Source organism: Actinobacillus indolicus (genome assembly GCF_004519515.1).
Taxonomy (GTDB): Bacteria; Pseudomonadota; Gammaproteobacteria; order Enterobacterales; family Pasteurellaceae; genus Glaesserella; species Glaesserella indolica_A.
In genome coordinates this window covers 47,360-63,491 of record NZ_CP038145.1, presented here as the reverse complement: position 1 = coordinate 63,491, position 16,132 = coordinate 47,360, and the positions used below count along the sequence as shown (strand labels likewise).

Annotated in this window: 19 protein-coding genes and 1 riboswitch; of the genes, 14 read left to right on the top strand and 5 right to left on the bottom strand. The window is 39.3% G+C overall.

Annotated features, from left to right (window positions below; genetic code table 11):
- Positions 1-91 precede the first annotated feature (91 nt).
- The 5 genes from ybeY to moaA form a co-directional block, all read right to left on the bottom strand.
- Positions 92-580 (bottom strand): rRNA maturation RNase YbeY, encoded by a 489-nt coding sequence (gene ybeY, locus EXH44_RS00295; protein ID WP_162855799.1) that lies wholly within the window; start codon positions 578-580, stop codon positions 92-94.
- A 31-nt stretch (positions 581-611) separates the two neighbouring features.
- A complete protein-coding gene (gene moaE / locus EXH44_RS00290) occupies positions 612-1,064 on the bottom strand; it encodes a molybdopterin synthase catalytic subunit MoaE (protein WP_162855798.1) in 453 nt (150 codons plus the stop codon).
- A complete protein-coding gene (gene moaD / locus EXH44_RS00285) occupies positions 1,065-1,310 on the bottom strand; it encodes a molybdopterin synthase sulfur carrier subunit (protein ID WP_012621727.1) in 246 nt (81 codons plus the stop codon). It abuts the gene before it with no gap.
- A gap of 99 nt (positions 1,311-1,409) precedes the next feature.
- The gene (gene moaC / locus EXH44_RS00280) at positions 1,410-1,889 is read right to left on the bottom strand and encodes a cyclic pyranopterin monophosphate synthase MoaC (protein WP_162857498.1); all 480 of its coding nucleotides are present in this window, start codon (positions 1,887-1,889) and stop codon (positions 1,410-1,412) included.
- Positions 1,890-2,160: 271 nt separating this feature from the next.
- Positions 2,161-3,180: a GTP 3',8-cyclase MoaA gene (moaA, locus tag EXH44_RS00275; RefSeq protein WP_162855797.1), complete on the bottom strand. Its 1,020-nt coding sequence runs from the start codon at positions 3,178-3,180 to the stop codon at positions 2,161-2,163.
- Positions 3,170-3,305, bottom strand: a riboswitch (molybdenum cofactor riboswitch). (Overlaps the previous gene by 11 nt.)
- Positions 3,306-3,425: 120 nt before the next feature.
- Here moaA and EXH44_RS00270 point away from each other — a divergent pair.
- The 14 genes from EXH44_RS00270 (at position 3,426) to yciH (ending at position 16,107) form a co-directional block, all read left to right on the top strand.
- Positions 3,426-3,824, top strand: coding sequence for a DUF423 domain-containing protein (locus tag EXH44_RS00270; RefSeq protein WP_162855796.1), 399 nt, complete (start codon positions 3,426-3,428; stop codon positions 3,822-3,824).
- Positions 3,824-4,900 (top strand): 23S rRNA (cytidine(2498)-2'-O)-methyltransferase RlmM, encoded by a 1,077-nt coding sequence (gene rlmM / locus EXH44_RS00265; protein WP_162855795.1) that lies wholly within the window; start codon positions 3,824-3,826, stop codon positions 4,898-4,900. Before EXH44_RS00270 ends, rlmM begins: the two co-directional genes overlap by 1 nt.
- A gap of 125 nt (positions 4,901-5,025) precedes the next feature.
- Positions 5,026-5,451, top strand: coding sequence for a universal stress protein UspA (gene uspA / locus EXH44_RS00260; protein ID WP_162855794.1), 426 nt, complete (start codon positions 5,026-5,028; stop codon positions 5,449-5,451).
- 223 nt (positions 5,452-5,674) lie between these two features.
- Entirely contained in the window at positions 5,675-8,299 is a 2,625-nt protein-coding gene (gene alaS, locus EXH44_RS00255) for an alanine--tRNA ligase (RefSeq protein ID WP_162855793.1), read from the top strand.
- A gap of 63 nt (positions 8,300-8,362) precedes the next feature.
- The gene (gene csrA, locus EXH44_RS00250; RefSeq protein WP_162855792.1) at positions 8,363-8,548 is read left to right on the top strand and encodes a carbon storage regulator CsrA; all 186 of its coding nucleotides are present in this window, start codon (positions 8,363-8,365) and stop codon (positions 8,546-8,548) included.
- 184 nt (positions 8,549-8,732) lie between these two features.
- Positions 8,733-9,620 carry a UTP--glucose-1-phosphate uridylyltransferase GalU gene (galU, locus tag EXH44_RS00245; RefSeq protein ID WP_162855791.1) on the top strand — a complete coding sequence of 296 codons (888 nt, stop codon included), beginning with the start codon at positions 8,733-8,735 and terminating at the stop codon, positions 9,618-9,620.
- Positions 9,621-9,679: 59 nt separating this feature from the next.
- On the top strand, positions 9,680-10,723 hold the full coding sequence (degS, locus tag EXH44_RS00240) for an outer membrane-stress sensor serine endopeptidase DegS (protein ID WP_162855790.1): 1,044 nt from the start codon (positions 9,680-9,682) through the stop codon (positions 10,721-10,723).
- An 8-nt stretch (positions 10,724-10,731) separates the two neighbouring features.
- Positions 10,732-11,400 carry a (d)CMP kinase gene (cmk, locus tag EXH44_RS00235; RefSeq protein ID WP_162855789.1) on the top strand — a complete coding sequence of 223 codons (669 nt, stop codon included), beginning with the start codon at positions 10,732-10,734 and terminating at the stop codon, positions 11,398-11,400.
- 96 nt (positions 11,401-11,496) lie between these two features.
- On the top strand, positions 11,497-13,164 hold the full coding sequence (gene rpsA, locus EXH44_RS00230) for a 30S ribosomal protein S1 (protein ID WP_162855788.1): 1,668 nt from the start codon (positions 11,497-11,499) through the stop codon (positions 13,162-13,164).
- Positions 13,165-13,226: 62 nt separating this feature from the next.
- Positions 13,227-13,508: an integration host factor subunit beta gene (locus tag EXH44_RS00225; RefSeq protein WP_162855787.1), complete on the top strand. Its 282-nt coding sequence runs from the start codon at positions 13,227-13,229 to the stop codon at positions 13,506-13,508.
- 70 nt (positions 13,509-13,578) lie between these two features.
- Positions 13,579-13,863, top strand: a complete 285-nt coding sequence (locus tag EXH44_RS00220) for a LapA family protein (RefSeq protein WP_162855786.1) — start codon at positions 13,579-13,581, stop codon at positions 13,861-13,863.
- A complete protein-coding gene (gene lapB, locus EXH44_RS00215; RefSeq protein ID WP_162855785.1) occupies positions 13,863-15,056 on the top strand; it encodes a lipopolysaccharide assembly protein LapB in 1,194 nt (397 codons plus the stop codon). Before EXH44_RS00220 ends, lapB begins: the two co-directional genes overlap by 1 nt.
- Positions 15,057-15,071: 15 nt before the next feature.
- Positions 15,072-15,764, top strand: coding sequence for an orotidine-5'-phosphate decarboxylase (gene pyrF, locus EXH44_RS00210; protein WP_162855784.1), 693 nt, complete (start codon positions 15,072-15,074; stop codon positions 15,762-15,764).
- A gap of 31 nt (positions 15,765-15,795) precedes the next feature.
- A complete protein-coding gene (gene yciH / locus EXH44_RS00205) occupies positions 15,796-16,107 on the top strand; it encodes a stress response translation initiation inhibitor YciH (protein ID WP_162855783.1) in 312 nt (103 codons plus the stop codon).
- Positions 16,108-16,132: the final 25 nt, after the last annotated feature.

Sequence of the window (16,132 nt, the reverse complement as noted above, 5' to 3'; positions counted from 1 at the left end):
CCAATCCAGTAGTATTCTCGCCCGGTTCGATAAACGTGGATAGAAAAATAAATCGCAATAAGTACACTTAAACCAATTAAAAAAGGCATCGTCATTCTCCTATTATTTTTTCTGCAATATAGGGATCATCAAATCCTAGCGACTGCATAATTTCCGTTTCCAGACTTTCCATTTCTTCCGCTTCTTCATCGGTTAAATGGTCGTAGCCAAGCAAATGTAATGTGCCATGAATGGCCAAATGCGCCCAGTGAGCTTCGAGCGGTTTTTCTTGTTCAACCGCTTCTTTTTCGACGACCTGACGACAGATAATTAAATCCCCCAACAGGGGTAACTCAATCCCTTCTGGCACTTCAAACGGGAAAGAGAGTACGTTAGTTGGCTTGTCTTTGCCACGGTAGGTTAAATTTAACTCGTGGCTTTCGGCTTCATCTACAATACGAATAGTGATTTCCGTTTCAGGATAATCCGTCGTTTTCGCTTCCATGGCTAATGCTTTATCCACCCAGTGTTGAAATTGAGCTTCCGCCGGTAAGCCTTCTGTATTTTCAGAGGCAATTTGGAGATCGATATATAAATTCATTTGCAAAATTTTCCTAAAATCTGACCGCTTGTTACCACTTATCCGCCGCTTGTTGATCGCTCTCACGCCCTTCAATCCAACGGTCGCCGTGGTTGGTGGTTTCACGTTTCCAGAATGGGGCTTTAGTTTTCAGATAGTCCATAATAAATTCATTGGCGTGATAGGCGTTGCCACGATGAGCGGAACTGACGCCGACTAAGACGATTTCATCGCCCGTATAAAGCTGTCCGATACGGTGAATAACCGCAACGCGTTGTAGTTCCCAACGGCTTCTTGCTTCATCAACAATTTCTCGCAAGGCTTTTTCGGTCATTGCAGGGTAGTGTTCCAAGTATAAACCTGACACGCTATCGCCCAAATTCATTTCACGCACTTTGCCGACAAAAAGGGTAGTTGCACCAACGGAATGTTGTTCACTCAACCATTTATAGATCGCATTTTGATCGAAGGGATCTTGTTGAACTTGAATAAGTGTTTGTTCCATTTAGCCCCCAGTTACTGGTGGAAAGAAGGCCACTTCATCGCCGTCTTTAATTTCAGCAGATAAAGGGGAAATGGTTTGATTAATGGCGACTAACAATTTCCCTGCTTGTAATGCTAATGCCCATTTGTTGCTACGTTCGGCTAAATGTTGGCGAAGCTGTTCAGCTGTGGCAAAGGTTGCTTCAACCTCTAAGCTATCTACGCCCACTAATTCACGGGTTTGGGCGAAAAAGAGTACTTTAATCATTTTTTAATTAATCTCATCGATAATTTGTAGGGGCGAATTACATTCGCCCTTGTGATATTTTGAATTATCGGGGCAAATATGATTTGCCCCTACAAAATGTTATGGTTTTGCAACAAAATCGCCCGATTTGCCACCGCTTTTACTGAGCAATCTAACTTGTTCGATTACCATATCTTTCTGTACCGCTTTGCACATATCATAAATTGTCAAAGCTGCAACACTGGCTGCGGTTAAGGCTTCCATTTCTACGCCGGTTTTGCCCGAGAGTTTGCATAGGGCTTCAATCCGCACCTGATTTTTTTCAGGCAAGGCTTCGAGTTGAACTTCCACTTTAGAAAGAAGAAGTGGGTGGCAAAGAGGGATTAATTCCCACGTTCTTTTTGCCGCTTGAATACCGGCAATGCGAGCAGTCGCAAAAACATCGCCTTTGTGGTGGTTGCCCGAAATGATCATCTGTAACGTTTCAGGGTTCATTGTCACAAAGGCTTCCGCACGAGCTTCTCGCACGGTGTCTTGCTTGGCAGAAACATCAACCATATTGGCTTCGCCGTTTTGGTTTATATGGGTAAAGGTGTTCATGGTCATTTTTCTTTCAATATAAATTGATCGGACATCTCGATCTTAACATTACAAAAAATTGATTAAAACTCACCGCTTATTACGGTGGATTGTCCCCTTCTGAACCGCCTGAGCGTGTTTAAATTTGTAGGAACATTTTTCTCTGAGCCAACGAAGTTGGCGAATTTAAAATGTTCCGTTAAGCAAATTTAAACTAAGCGAAGATAAGCGGTGAAGTAGGGTGTGTTTCTTTGGTTACTTTCTTTGCACAAGCAAAGAAAGTGACAATAATCTAGCCCCCAATCGACGCCAAATTATTTCTCACTCCACTATCGCCGATATGCAAATAATGGTGTTCACGCTTGCCTTGTAGGGCGGATTTTAATCTGGCTTCGAGTTGAAATTGTTGCTCGTCCGATTGCAATAAATCCCGAATATCAATACCTTCTTCGCCGAACAAACATAGGTGTAATTTGCCTAGTGCCGACACTCTCAAGCGGTTGCAACTGGCACAGAAATTCTTTTCATAAGGCATAATCAAACCGATTTCCCCTTGATAATCAGGGTGGGCGAGAACCTTTGCTGGTCCATCAGACATCGCTTTAGGTTGTAATTGCCAACCTTCTTGGGTCAATCGTTCTAAAATAGATTGCCCTGAAAGGTGCTGTTGTTGGAAAAAGTGATCCATTTCGCCGGTTTCCATTAACTCAATAAACCGCATTTGAATAGGGCGATCTTTAATCCAACGCAAGAAATCGTCCAAACCTTTAGCGGTATATTGTTTCATCAATACGGCATTCACTTTGACTTTTTTATAGCCAATCTCAAAGGCACGGTCGATACCATTTAACACCGTCGCCAGCTTATTTTCCCCCGTAATCAAATGAAATTGACGTGGGTCAAGGCTATCAACACTCACATTCAAATGGGTAATACCAGCCTGTTGCCACAACTCAACATCACGCTCCATTCGATAACCGTTAGTGGTTAATGCAATTTGGCGAATACCAACCGTTTGTGAAATACGATGAGCGATCTCTAAAAAATCCTTGCGTAAGGTCGGCTCACCGCCAGTAATACGGATTTTTTCTGTGCCTAAATTGGCAAAGGCTTGAGCAACACGTTGAATTTCATCGACAGACAGAAAGGTTTGTTTATGTGACGGCGGACGATAACCATCGGGCAAACAATAGTTGCAACGAAAGTTACAGACATCGGTAATAGACAGCCGTAAATAAGTGTATTGTCGTTGGAAACGGTCGATCAACGCAGATGTTGACTCGTTCCCCACATTTTTAATTGGGATTTGCATTTTGACACCTTTCTAAGTATGAGAGGAAAGCCAATTTCTCAACTTTCCCTGTGTAATCAACAAATTACAGGCACAGTTTCCATATCGCTAGACTTAGGAAAACAGGCTCGGGGTCTATTTAATAAAATTTCGGACATTTTAGAGTCTTAATTACATTAAGGCAAGTTTACAAGCAGTGAGATATTTTAAAAAAAATACAAATAATGGTACTATCCTATTAATTTTGTGAATTTAGTAAAAAAGCTATGAAAAACAAATTTCTTCTTTTTTCAGCCCTAAGTGGCTTTTTCTGTATCGCTTTCGGGGCTTTTGCGGCTCACGGTTTGGAGAAAGTCTTAGATCAGAAAGCGTTGGCGTGGATTGAAACAGGCTTGCAATATCAGATGTTTCATACGTTAGCATTGATGGCGTTGGGGCTGTTTCAAATTGCAAATTTTTCGCAAAATCCGCCCGCTTGTAGAGCCAAAGCCTTTAACATTATTGGCGGTAGTTGGGCGTTGGGGATTTTGCTGTTTAGTGGCAGTTTATATGCGTTAGCCTTAGGGGCAAGCCGAATTTTTGTTTGGACAACGCCTATTGGCGGTACGCTATTTTTAGTGGGTTGGGCGGCGTTGGTTTATATTAGTGCGAGAAATCATAAGTAATGAATAAATTAGCTTTATACTGCCGTGCAGGTTTTGAAAAGGAAGTGGCAGGTGAAATCAGTGATAAAGCGGCTCAGTTAGGGATTTATGGGTTTGCCAATCTCAAAGAGCACAGTGGTTATGTGATTTTTGAGTGTTATCAAGCAGGGGAAGCGGATAGATTAGCCAAAGAATTAGCCTTTAATCAGTTGATTTTTGTTCGTCAAATGATTGTGGTAGGCGAGTTGTTGCAGGATTTACCCGAAGGGGATAGGATTTCGCCGATTGTGGCACAATATCAACCCCTAAATCCGAAAAACAGCAGTGAGATTTTTGTTGAAACGCCTGATACGAATGAAGCCAAAGAACTTTTGACTTTCTGTCGCAAGTTTACCGTGCCGTTGCGTAGTGCCTTGAAAAAACAGGGCTGGTTAGGGGCAAAAGAAACGGCGAAGCAGAGTATCAGCTTGCATATTCTGTTTGTAGGATCGGGCAAGTGTTATGTGGGGTATGCCTATAACCATAACCGATCACCCTTTTTTATGGGGATACCCCGTTTGAAATTCCCGGCAGATGCACCAAGCCGTTCGACATTGAAATTGGAGGAAGCGATTTTGACCTTTGTTCCACAGGCAGAGGAGAAAAAACGTTTTACCGAGCAGATGTACGGTGTCGATTTAGGCGCTTGTCCGGGGGGCTGGACCTATCAATTAGTCAAGCGAGGATTGTTTGTCTATGCGGTCGATCACGGCAAGATGGCGGCAAGTCTGCACGACACGGGGCGTATTGAGCATTGTGCGGAAGACGGTTTTAAATTCCAACCGCCAAAACGTAAGCAGATCGATTGGTTGGTGTGCGATATGGTTGAACAGCCGTTGCGAATTAGTAAGCTAATCGCAAAATGGTTGATTAACGGTTGGTGTCGGGAAACGATTTTTAACCTGAAATTGCCGATGAAAAAACGTTATCAAGAAGTGCAACTTTGTTTAGAAATTATTTCAGAATTACTAGAGAAACAAGGGTTGAAATTTTCTATTCAAGCCAAACATTTATATCACGATAGGGAAGAAATTACCGTGCATATCCAAATAAAATAGATTGGTAAATTTTAAGAAATTTATTAAATTTGAGAAGTAGTTCAAATTTTATCTATTCAGACTGTGATAATATTTGTACAGAAATTAAAGACTGACTCAACAGCTTACATAACAAGGAGCTTATTATGTATAAACATGTCTTAGTTGCAGTGGACCTTTCAGAGGAAAGCTTAGTGTTATTACGTAAAGGGGCGAGTATTGCAGAAAAATGTGGAGCAAAACTATCTTTAATCCATGTTGATGTCAATTTCTCCGATCTTTATACAGGGCTCATTGATATTAATATGTCATCAGTGCAGGATTCTGTTTCAGAAGAAACAGTGAAAGCGTTGGAAGATCTATCTACCAAAGTTAATTATCCAGTCACTGAAAGACTAAATGGCAGTGGAGATTTTAGTCAAGTACTTGAAGAAGCCGTGGGAAAATATCAGGTTGATTTATTAGTAACTGGTCATCACCAAGATTTTTGGAGCAAATTTATGTCTTCTACACGTCAAGTGATGAATAGTATTACAGTGGATATGCTTGTCGTACCTCTTTCAAGTGAATAAGACTTGCTATTCGATTGGTAAATCGTTGTTAAAAAACCGCTTGTGTGCCTGAGCTATTCGCTTCCAGTTACTCAAGCGGTTTATTTTTAACACAAAATACACAATTTATTTCGTAAAAAATACACGTATTGAAAAAAATGTGTAGAATACGGGGGTTAATTACTAATATACTTTAGTAAAAACATAGATATACAATTTTTTATATATCCATTGAGTGACTTTAATGAAAACAACTTCAGAAATTAGACAAGCCTTTTTGGAATTTTTCCAAAGCAAAGGGCATACGATTGTGCCAAGTAGCTCGCTTGTACCTGAAAATGATCCCACCTTGCTTTTCACGAATGCAGGAATGAACCAATTTAAAGATGTGTTCTTAGGATTAGACAAGCGTAGTTATAACAGAGCAACCAGCTCTCAACGCTGTGTGCGTGCGGGCGGTAAGCATAATGACCTTGAGAATGTAGGTTATACCGCTCGTCACCATACCTTTTTTGAGATGTTAGGTAACTTCAGTTTTGGTGATTATTTTAAACCCGATGCGATTGCATTTGCGTGGGAATTTTTAACATCACCGCAGTGGTTAGCGTTACCAAAAGAGAAATTGTGGGTGACAGTCTATGAAACAGACGATGAAGCCTATGATATTTGGAATAAAGAGATTGGTGTGCCTGCAGAGCGTATTGTGCGTATTGGCGATAATAAAGGTGCACCTTATGCGTCAGATAACTTCTGGCAAATGGGCGATACAGGTCCTTGTGGTCCTTGTACTGAGATCTTCTACGATCACGGCGATCACATTTGGGGTGGTCCTCCAGGCTCAGCAGAAGAAGATGGCGACCGTTTCATTGAAGTGTGGAACGTGGTCTTTATGCAATTTAACCGTCAAGCAGATGGTACTTTAGAGAAATTACCTAAGCCGTCAGTAGATACGGGTATGGGGTTAGAGCGTATCAGTGCGGTGTTGCAACACGTTAATTCAAACTACGAAATCGATATTTTCCAAGCGTTAATTAAAGAAATTGCGTCTTTGTTAAATGTAACTGATTTAGACAATAAATCGTTACGCGTAATTGCAGACCATATCCGTTCTTGTGCGTATTTGATTGCGGATGGTGTGATGCCGTCAAATGAAGGTCGTGGTTATGTGTTACGTCGTATTATTCGTCGTGCGGTGCGTCACGGAAACATTCTTGGTGCGAAATCGGCATTCTTCTATCAATTAGTACCAACCCTTGCAAAAGCAATGGGACACGCAGGCGAGATTTTGACGCAGAAACAAGCACATATTCAGAAAGCGTTAAAAGCAGAAGAAGAGCAGTTTGCGCGTACCCTTGAGCGTGGTTTGGCGTTATTAGAAGATGCGTTAGCCAAAGTAGAGAATAAGGTATTATCAGGTGAAGTGGCATTTAAACTTTACGATACTTACGGTTTCCCACTGGATTTAACGGCAGATGTTTGCCGTGAACGTGACATTACCATTGATGAAGCTGGCTTTGAGCGTGAAATGCAGGCTCAACGTGCAAGAGCGCAAGCAAGCAGTAATTTTGGTACAGATTACAATAATGTGATTAAAGTTGATGGCTCAACGGAGTTCAAAGGCTATGAAGTCACAGAATGTGAAGCGACTGTCGTTGCATTATTTAGCAATGGTAAAGCTGTTGAAGCTATTCAATCGGGTGAAAATGCAGTCGTTGTATTAGATCGTACCGCTTTCTATGGAGAGTCGGGCGGTCAGGTGGGTGATAGCGGTGTGATTACTTCAGAAATTTGCAATTTTGAAGTCAATGATACGCAAAAATATAGTCAAGTCTTTGGGCATATTGGTCAATTAGCTTCAGGCACTTTATCAGTTGGTGATAAGGTGAAAGCGGAAGTGAATGCGACACGTCGTCACGCTATTACGTTAAACCATAGTGCAACTCACTTATTACATTCGGCACTTCGTCAAGTGTTAGGTGATCACGTTGCACAAAAAGGTTCTCTTGTGTCAGAAAATTCACTTCGTTTTGACTTTTCTCAAGGTGAAGCGATTTCAAAAGCTGACTTAGAAGAGATTGAGCGTATTATTAATACGAAAATTCGTGAAAACATTGTAGTTACAACTGAAGTAATGGATCTTGAATCAGCGAAGCAAAAAGGCGCGATGGCACTTTTCGGTGAGAAATATGGAGATAGAGTTCGCGTTGTAGATATGACAACGTTTTCTGTAGAACTTTGTGGTGGTACTCACGTTAAACAAACAGGTGAGATTGGCTTATTCAAAGTGGTATCTGAAGGTGCGGTTGCCGCAGGTGTTCGCCGTATTGAAGCGGTGACAGGCGAAAATGCAATCGGCTTATTACATCAGCAACAACAAATTCTTAACCAAAGTGCTGAGTTATTAAAAGCAGATACGGCAAGCCTTGTTGAGAAAATCCAACAGCTTCAAGAGAAAAGCAAGAAAGTAGAAAAAGAGCTACAACAGCTCAAAGATAAACTTGCTGCTCAAGCGGGTGGAGAATTAGCAAAACAAGCTCAACAAATCAACGGAGTTAATGTGGTTGTACAACGTTTAGAAAACGTTGATGCAAAAGCATTAAGAACGATGGTTGATGACTTGAAAAATCAACTAGGTTCAGCGGTGATTGCCTTTGCAACACAAGCGGATGAAAAAGTTAATTTGATCGTAGGTGTAACAAAAGATCTTACAGACAAAGTAAATGCAGGCGAACTTGTTGGGTTAATGGCTCAAGAAGTTGGCGGTAAAGGTGGTGGTAGAGCTGATATGGCAATGGCAGGCGGTAGCCAACCAGAAAATATAACCCAAGCCCTCAATGTTGCGACGAATTGGATTCAAGCAAAACTCTAATTATAAGGAGCAAGTTAGAATGACTTTGGCTTGCTCTGATAAAATTAAAAAGGAGAGATAGTTATGCTTATTCTAACCCGTAAGATTGGCGAAAGCTTGTTAATCGGTGATGATGTAGAAATTACTGTCCTAAGTATTCGTGGTAGTCAGGTTAAATTAGGGGTAAAAGCACCTAAAGAAATTTCTGTTCACCGTGAAGAAATCTATCAAAGAATCAAAGCGTTAGCTGAAGAGCCACTATCTGAGTAAGGTATATTCATATTTGTTACTGTGGTTTTATTACTAATGTAATGTGAATTTGAGCCTTGAACCAAATGTCACAAACAGATAAATTGAGAAGTCATTTTCCAATTTTTTTGAAAAAATTTGTGCAAAACAGACCGCTTACATCTATGTAGGCGGTTTACTTTATCTAAATTAATTAAGGATTTTTATGAAAGTGATTATTCCTGTCGCGGGTCTTGGTACTCGTATGCTCCCTGCAACAAAAGCAATTCCAAAAGAGATGCTAACCATTGCAGATAAACCATTAATTCAATATATTGTGAATGAGTGTGTGGCTGCAGGAGCTAAAGAAATTGTATTAGTAACTCACTCATCTAAGAATGCTATCGAAAACCATTTTGATACATCTTTTGAGCTAGAAACGATGTTAGAAAAACGGGTAAAACGTCAGTTGTTAGATGAGGTGCGTTCGATTGTGCCTAAAGATGTGACCTTGATGCATGTTCGTCAAGGGCAAGCAAAAGGATTAGGTCACGCCGTATTATGTGGTAGAGCGGTGGTGGGTAATGAACCTTTTGCAGTGGTGTTGCCTGATGTGCTATTAGCCGATTTTACGGCAGATCAAAAAACAGAAAACTTAGCAGCAATGATTCAACGTTTTAAAGAAACAGGCAAAAGCCAAATTATGGTAGCACCTGTGGCGAAAGAAAATGTGAGTAGCTACGGTATTGTGGATTGCCAAGGCGCAGAATTACAACCTGCAGGTACAGCGAAGATTGCTAATATCATTGAAAAACCAAGTGTTGAAGAAGCCCCATCTAATTTTGCGGTTGTCGGTCGTTATGTATTTTCAGCAGAAATTTGGGATCTTTTAGCTAAAACACCAGTTGGCGTGGGCGATGAAATCCAATTAACCGATGCGATTGATATGTTAATTGAGCAGCAAGATGTGGAAGCTTTCCATATGACAGGTAAAACGTTCGATTGTGGCGATAAATTAGGCTATATGGAAGCATTCGTTGAATATAGTTTAAACCACGATAAATTTGGTGGTGAATTTAAAGATTATCTGAAAAAATTGGCGAAGTCACTGTAATAAAATTTAATGAATGTAGGGACATACTGCGTGTGTCCCTACGCTAACAAGGAGCAAATGTGAACGTAAAAAAAATTGCACAAGCGGTAGGTTTTGGGCTTTTTTCTGCAGGTTTAATCCTCTACGTTGCCCCTTGGATAAATAAGCATAGTGATATTTTAACAAGTAAAGATATTGCAAGTTTTCATGATGCTGTAAAAATCGCCTCTCCTGCGGTTGTTAATGTTTACAATCAAGCTTTTGATTCTGTTGGTACTAAATCAACAAATGAACTTCAGGTCAATAATCTTGGATCTGGTGTCATAATGACCTCGTCAGGCTATATTCTGACGAATAAACATGTGATTCAAAATGCAGATCAAATTATAGTTGCGTTACAATCGGGTTCTATTTTTAATGCAAGATTAGTCGGATCGGATACGCTAACTGATTTAGCAGTATTAAAAATACAAGCCGAAAATTTACCCACTATTCCTCAAAATAATGGACGTGTTTCCCAAATTGGCGATGTCGTATTAGCCATTGGTAATCCACTTAACTTAGGGCAAAGTATTACTCAAGGTATTATTAGTGCTACTGGGCGTAATGCATTATCTGAAATGGGGCGGCAGAATTTTATACAAACTGACGCATCTATCAATAAAGGAAACTCAGGCGGAGCATTAGTTAACTCCTTGGGTGAAATAGTAGGTATTAATACATTAAGCCTTGGAAAAAATAGTGATGAATTAGCGGAAGGATTAAATTTTGCGATACCGATCTCTTTAGCCAATCAAGTCATGAATAAAATCATCAAAGATGGTCGTGTTATTCGAGGTTATTTTGGTGTTAATAGCTCTTTGTTTTATTCTGCCAAGCAATTAGGAGTGGGGGATAAAGGGGTTCTTATCACTGGCGTTGTAGAGAATGGACCTGCGGATAAAGCGGGGATTGAGCCTGGAGATTTAATTCTACAAATTGCTAATGTAGAAGCAGAATCACCTTCACAGATGATGGAATTAATTGCGGATATGAAACCTGGAACAATGGTTAAAGTTAAACTATCGCGTCAGGGAAAAATGATTGAAGTAAATGTCACTATCGGTGAATTTCCAGAAGTATAGGATAAAAAATGAAAAATATTGTGATTACTGTTGATGGTCCAAGTGGTGCAGGAAAAGGAACATTATGCCATGCGCTTGCGGATAAATTAGGCTTTGATTTTTTGGATTCTGGGGCTATTTATCGCATTTTGGCCTTGGCAGCGGTAAAACACGGAATTGATTTTGAAAATGAGCTTGCTCTTGCAGAGTTGGGACGTAAACTTGATGTAAAATTTGTACCTGAAAATAATGAAATTCAGGTTATTTTAGACGGTGAAAATGTTGGCGACCAAATTCGTACCGCAGAAGCAGGGCAGAATGCGTCAAAAATTGCCGTTTATCCCCAAGTGCGTGAAGCATTATTACAACGTCAAAGAGATTTTCGTAGCACCAAAGGACTCATTGCAGATGGACGTGATATGGGAACGGTTGTTTTCCCTGATGCTGAAATTAAGTTCTTTTTAGATGCAAGTGCAGAAGAACGTACAAAAAGACGTGTAAAACAGTTGCAAGAAAAGGGATTTAATGCTAACTTTGACGAGATTTTAGCCGAGATAAAAGAGCGTGATTTTCGGGACAGAAATCGTCCTGTTGCGCCACTTGTTCCAGCTAAAGATGCGATGATTTTAGATTCAACGCATTTATCTATTGAGGAAGTTATTCAACAGGCGTTGGATTATATTGCTCAAAAATATTGATTTTGTTTGCTTAACAAAGGATTGTTAAGTTGTTATCCCTAACCCCATTTAGATGGATGCTAAGTGGACGTTTTATTTTATTTAAGAAGATTAATTATGACTGAATCTTTTGCTCAACTATTTGAAGAATCACTAAAAGGTCAAGAAACCCGTTTAGGTTCTATTGTTAAAGGTACTGTGGTTAAAATCCAAAAAGGCCTTGTATTCGTAGATGCTGGTTTAAAATCAGAATCTGCAATCCCTGCTGAAGAGTTTTTCAACGCACAAGGCGAATTAGAAGTTCAAGTTGGTGATGTTGTTGATGTTGCTCTTGATGCAGTAGAAGACGGTTTCGGTGAGACCAAACTTTCTCGTGAAAAAGCGAAACGTAACGAATCTTGGGCTGCGTTAGAGAAAGCATTCGAAGAGCAAGCAACCGTTGTTGGTTTCGTAAACGGTAAAGTGAAAGGTGGCTTCACTGTTGAGTTAAACGGTGTTCGTGCATTCTTACCAGGTTCATTAGTTGATACTCGTCCTGTACGTGATTCTTTAAATCTTGAAGGTCAAACTTTAGAACTTAAAGTAATCAAATTAGACCAAAAACGTAACAACGTTGTTGTATCTCGTCGTGCAGTTATCGAAACAACAAGCTCAGCGGATCGTGAAGAAGTATTAGCGAACTTAGTTGAAGGCTCTGAAGTTAAAGGTATCGTTAAGAACTTAACAGACTATGGTGCGTTCGTTGATTTAGGTGGTGTTGATGGTTTATTACACATCACAGATATGGCATGGAAACGTGTTAAACACCCAAGTGAAGTGGTTACAGTAGGTCAAGAAGTTACTGTTAAAGTACTTAAATTCGATAAAGAGAAAACTCGTGTATCATTAGGCTTAAAACAATTAGGTCAAGATCCATGGGCTGCAATCGCTCAAAACCACCCAGTGGGTAGCAAATTAACAGGTAAAGTAACTAACTTAACAGATTATGGCTGTTTCGTTGAGATTTTAGATGGTGTTGAAGGTTTAGTTCACGTTTCAGAAATGGATTGGACAAACAAAAACATCCACCCATCTAAAGTAGTTAACGTTGGTGATGTTGTTGAGGTAATGGTACTTGAAGTTGATGAAGAACGTCGTCGTATTTCTTTAGGTTTAAAACAATGTAAAGCAAACCCATGGGAACACTTCGCGGAAACTCACAACAAAAACGATAAAGTAAAAGGTAAAATCAAATCAATCACTGATTTCGGTATCTTTATCGGTTTAGAAGGTGGCATTGACGGTTTAGTTCACTTATCTGACATTTCTTGGAATATGACTGGAGAAGAAGCTGTTCGTAACTACAAAAAAGGTGACGAAGTAGAAGCTGTTGTATTACAAGTTGATGCAGTGAAAGAGCGCATTTCTTTAGGTATCAAACAATTAGAATCTGATCCATTCACAAACTTCGTTGACAGCATGAAAAAAGGTGCTGTAGTGAAAGGCAAAGTAGTTGAAGTTGATGCTAAAGGCGTTAAAGTTGAATTAGCAGACGGCGTAGAAGGTTACGTTCGTGCAGCAGAAGCAACACGTGATCGTGTAGAAGACATCACAACAGTTATCTCTGTAGGTGACGAAATTGAAGCGAAATACACAGGTGTTGATCGTAAAGCACGTGTTGTAAATCTTTCTGTTCGTGCAAAAGACGAAGCTGAAGAATCAGCAGCGTTAGCACAAGTGAATAAGCAAGAAGAAGCTATTCCAAGTGCAATGGCAGAAGCTTTCAAAGCTGCAAAAGGTGAGTAATTAGCTTACTTTAAAAGTGGGTATGGAAACATACCCACTTCACTGTCGCATAAGGAGAATATATGACTAAATCGGAATTAATAGAAAGTTTAGTAGCCAAATATCCTGTCATTCCTGTAAAGTCTGTTGATGAAAGTGTCAAAGAGATTTTAGAGCAGATGATGAAAACCTTAGAGCAAGGTGAACGTATTGAAGTTCGTGGGTTTGGTAGTTTCTCTCTACATTATCGTCAACCTCGTGTTGGCCGCAATCCTAAAACAGGCGAAAGCGTTAAATTAGACGCAAAGTATGTTCCACACTTTAAAGCGGGTAAAGAGCTTAAAGAGCGTGTTGATTTAGCCTAATTCTCTCAAAGCGACACTCTATTGGTGTCGTTTTTTTATAAAACTACAAATGTAATATGGAGATATCTGTATGAAATATATTTTTGGTATTGTAATTGTTCTCGCCATTATCCTTGTTGCAGTCACTATTGGTGCAAACAACGATCAGCTTATTACATTTAATTATATTGTTGCAAAAAGCGAATTACGTTTATCTAGTTTAGTTGCAATTTTATTTGGATTTGGCCTTATCCTTGGATGGTTTATCACAGGCTTTTTCTATTTAAAAGTAAAATTACAGAATATCGCATTAAATCGTCGTGTGAAACGTCAAGCACAACAAATTAGCGAATTATCGCTACCAAAGGCTGAGTAATGCTTGAATTATTGTTCCTTTTACTTCCTGTTGCAGCCTTATATGGTTGGTATATGGGACAACGAAGTGCAAAAAAGGATCAAGAAACCGTTAATAATAAATTTTCCCGTGACTATGTCACGGGTTTGAATTTCCTTTTATCCAATCAACAAGAAAAAGCCGTCGATCTGTTTCTTTCTATGCTACAAAAACAAGAGTCAGAAAATCAGATTTCAACGGAGTCTCAATTTGAAGCAGAATTGACCTTAGGCAATCTTTTCCGTTCTCGAGGAGAAGTAGATAGAGCATTGCGAATCCATCAAGCTCTAGAAACAAACCCTAATTATTCATTTGAACAAAAATTACTTGCAAAACAGCAACTTGCTAAAGACTTCATGGCTGCAGGTTTTTATGATCGTGCAGAAAATTACTATATCACTTTACTAGACGAACCTGAATTTGCCGTGAATGCTTTAAGCCAACTAACCGAAATCTATCAAAAAACAAAAGAATGGAAAAAAGCCATTAATGTGGCTGAAAAAAGGCTTAAAATCGATCCTGATATGGATAAAGTTCCCTTATCTCACTATTATTGTGAATTTGCACAATCTATCAAATCAGAAGATGAAAAATTATTTTTATTCTCTTTAGATAAAGCATTAAATTATGCTCCAAATTGTGCAAGAGCATCTATCCTATTAGGTGATTTTTTCTTAAATAAACGGGATATCATAAAAGCATTAATGTATTTTGAGTCTGTTTTAGGGCAAGAGCCTAATTATATTAGTGAAGTATTAGAAAAAATAAAACAGTGCTATATTGATTTATCTGACCCAGCAAGTTTTGAGTTATTTTTAATTAAAGCAAATCAAATTAAACATAATAGTAGTGTAGATTTAGCCTTAGCAGAATTTATTGAGCAAAAAGATGGAGTAGAAGCAGCACAATCAAAGTTATATCAACAAGTTAGACAATATCCTAATTTAATTACCTTTCATCGCTTTATTTATTATCAAGTTAATGAAGCTGAAGAAGGTAGAGGAAAAGAAAGCTTGGTGTTATTACATAAAATGGTTGGAGATAGAATAAAGAATGGTTTCCAATATCGCTGTTTAAATTGCGGCTATCAAAGTTATCGTTTAGCTTGGCAATGCCCATCTTGTCGAACTTGGGAAAGTATTAAGCCAATACAAAGTATTACAGAAGTGATTTAATATAGGAGAATCTAAATGGACAACAAAATTATTGTCGCCCTTGATTATGAAACTGAAGCAGAAGCGCTAAATTTTGTGGATCAAGTTGATCCGTCTTTATGTCGTCTAAAAGTAGGAAAAGAAATGTTTACTACTTTAGGTACAAATTTTGTAAAACAGTTACATGATCGAAAATTCGATGTCTTTTTGGATTTAAAATATCATGATATTCCTAATACCGTTGCAAGAGCAGTACGTTCTGCCGCAGATTTAGGGGTATGGATGGTTGACTTGCATGCGTTAGGTGGACTTCGTATGATGGAAACTGCAAAGCAAATTTTAGAACCTTATGGTAAAGATGCGCCATTATTAATTGGTGTTACTGTATTGACCAGTATGGAAGATTTAGATTTATTGCAAATCGGGATTAATGCATCCCCAATGGAACAAGTTATTCGTCTTGCGCATTTATGCCAACGTGCAGGGTTAGATGGCGTTGTTTGCTCTCCACAAGAAGTTGAAGTATTGAGAACCCATTGTGGCAAAGATTTTAAACTCGTCACTCCAGGTATTCGTCCGGAAGGGAGTGATTTCGGCGATCAACGTCGTGTAATGACGCCAAAACAAGCGATTGATACAGGTGCTGATTATTTGGTGATCGGGCGTCCAATTACGCAAGCAGCAGATCCTCTCTCAGTGCTAAAAAGTATTAACCAATCTATCGCGTAACAAGCGGTACGTTTATAAGGAATTTTTACAAATGAGTTTGGTATATTCCACAGAAATAGGCCGAATTACACAAGAAAAGCCCAAAGTAGAACGTCCAAAGGGTGACGGAATTATTCGTATACAGCGCCAAACGAGTGGACGTAAAGGGAAAGGCGTTTGTGTTATTATGGGACTAGATTTAGATGACAGAAGCTTAGTCGCCCTTGCATCTGAATTAAAACGAAAAAGCGGATGCGGAGGCTCAGTTAAAGATGGAGTGATTGAAATTCAAGGCGATAATCGCGACCAACTTAAACAAATGTTAGAGCAAAAAGGATACACAGTTAAATTAGCTGGTGGATAAATCAAAAAGAATAAGGGCGGATTCA

Coding starts and splice junctions, on each gene's coding strand:
- ybeY (WP_162855799.1), bottom strand. CDS start 580: ATGAATTTATATATCGATCTCCAAATTGCCTCTGAAAATACAGAAGGC.
- moaE (WP_162855798.1), bottom strand. CDS start 1,064: ATGGAACAAACACTTATTCAAGTTCAACAAGATCCCTTCGATCAAAAT.
- moaD (WP_012621727.1), bottom strand. CDS start 1,310: ATGATTAAAGTACTCTTTTTCGCCCAAACCCGTGAATTAGTGGGCGTA.
- moaC (WP_162857498.1), bottom strand. CDS start 1,889: ATGAACACCTTTACCCATATAAACCAAAACGGCGAAGCCAATATGGTT.
- moaA (WP_162855797.1), bottom strand. CDS start 3,180: ATGCAAATCCCAATTAAAAATGTGGGGAACGAGTCAACATCTGCGTTG.
- EXH44_RS00270 (WP_162855796.1), top strand. CDS start 3,426: ATGAAAAACAAATTTCTTCTTTTTTCAGCCCTAAGTGGCTTTTTCTGT.
- rlmM (WP_162855795.1), top strand. CDS start 3,824: ATGAATAAATTAGCTTTATACTGCCGTGCAGGTTTTGAAAAGGAAGTG.
- uspA (WP_162855794.1), top strand. CDS start 5,026: ATGTATAAACATGTCTTAGTTGCAGTGGACCTTTCAGAGGAAAGCTTA.
- alaS (WP_162855793.1), top strand. CDS start 5,675: ATGAAAACAACTTCAGAAATTAGACAAGCCTTTTTGGAATTTTTCCAA.
- csrA (WP_162855792.1), top strand. CDS start 8,363: ATGCTTATTCTAACCCGTAAGATTGGCGAAAGCTTGTTAATCGGTGAT.
- galU (WP_162855791.1), top strand. CDS start 8,733: ATGAAAGTGATTATTCCTGTCGCGGGTCTTGGTACTCGTATGCTCCCT.
- cmk (WP_162855789.1), top strand. CDS start 10,732: ATGAAAAATATTGTGATTACTGTTGATGGTCCAAGTGGTGCAGGAAAA.
- rpsA (WP_162855788.1), top strand. CDS start 11,497: ATGACTGAATCTTTTGCTCAACTATTTGAAGAATCACTAAAAGGTCAA.
- EXH44_RS00225 (WP_162855787.1), top strand. CDS start 13,227: ATGACTAAATCGGAATTAATAGAAAGTTTAGTAGCCAAATATCCTGTC.
- EXH44_RS00220 (WP_162855786.1), top strand. CDS start 13,579: ATGAAATATATTTTTGGTATTGTAATTGTTCTCGCCATTATCCTTGTT.
- lapB (WP_162855785.1), top strand. CDS start 13,863: ATGCTTGAATTATTGTTCCTTTTACTTCCTGTTGCAGCCTTATATGGT.
- pyrF (WP_162855784.1), top strand. CDS start 15,072: ATGGACAACAAAATTATTGTCGCCCTTGATTATGAAACTGAAGCAGAA.
- yciH (WP_162855783.1), top strand. CDS start 15,796: ATGAGTTTGGTATATTCCACAGAAATAGGCCGAATTACACAAGAAAAG.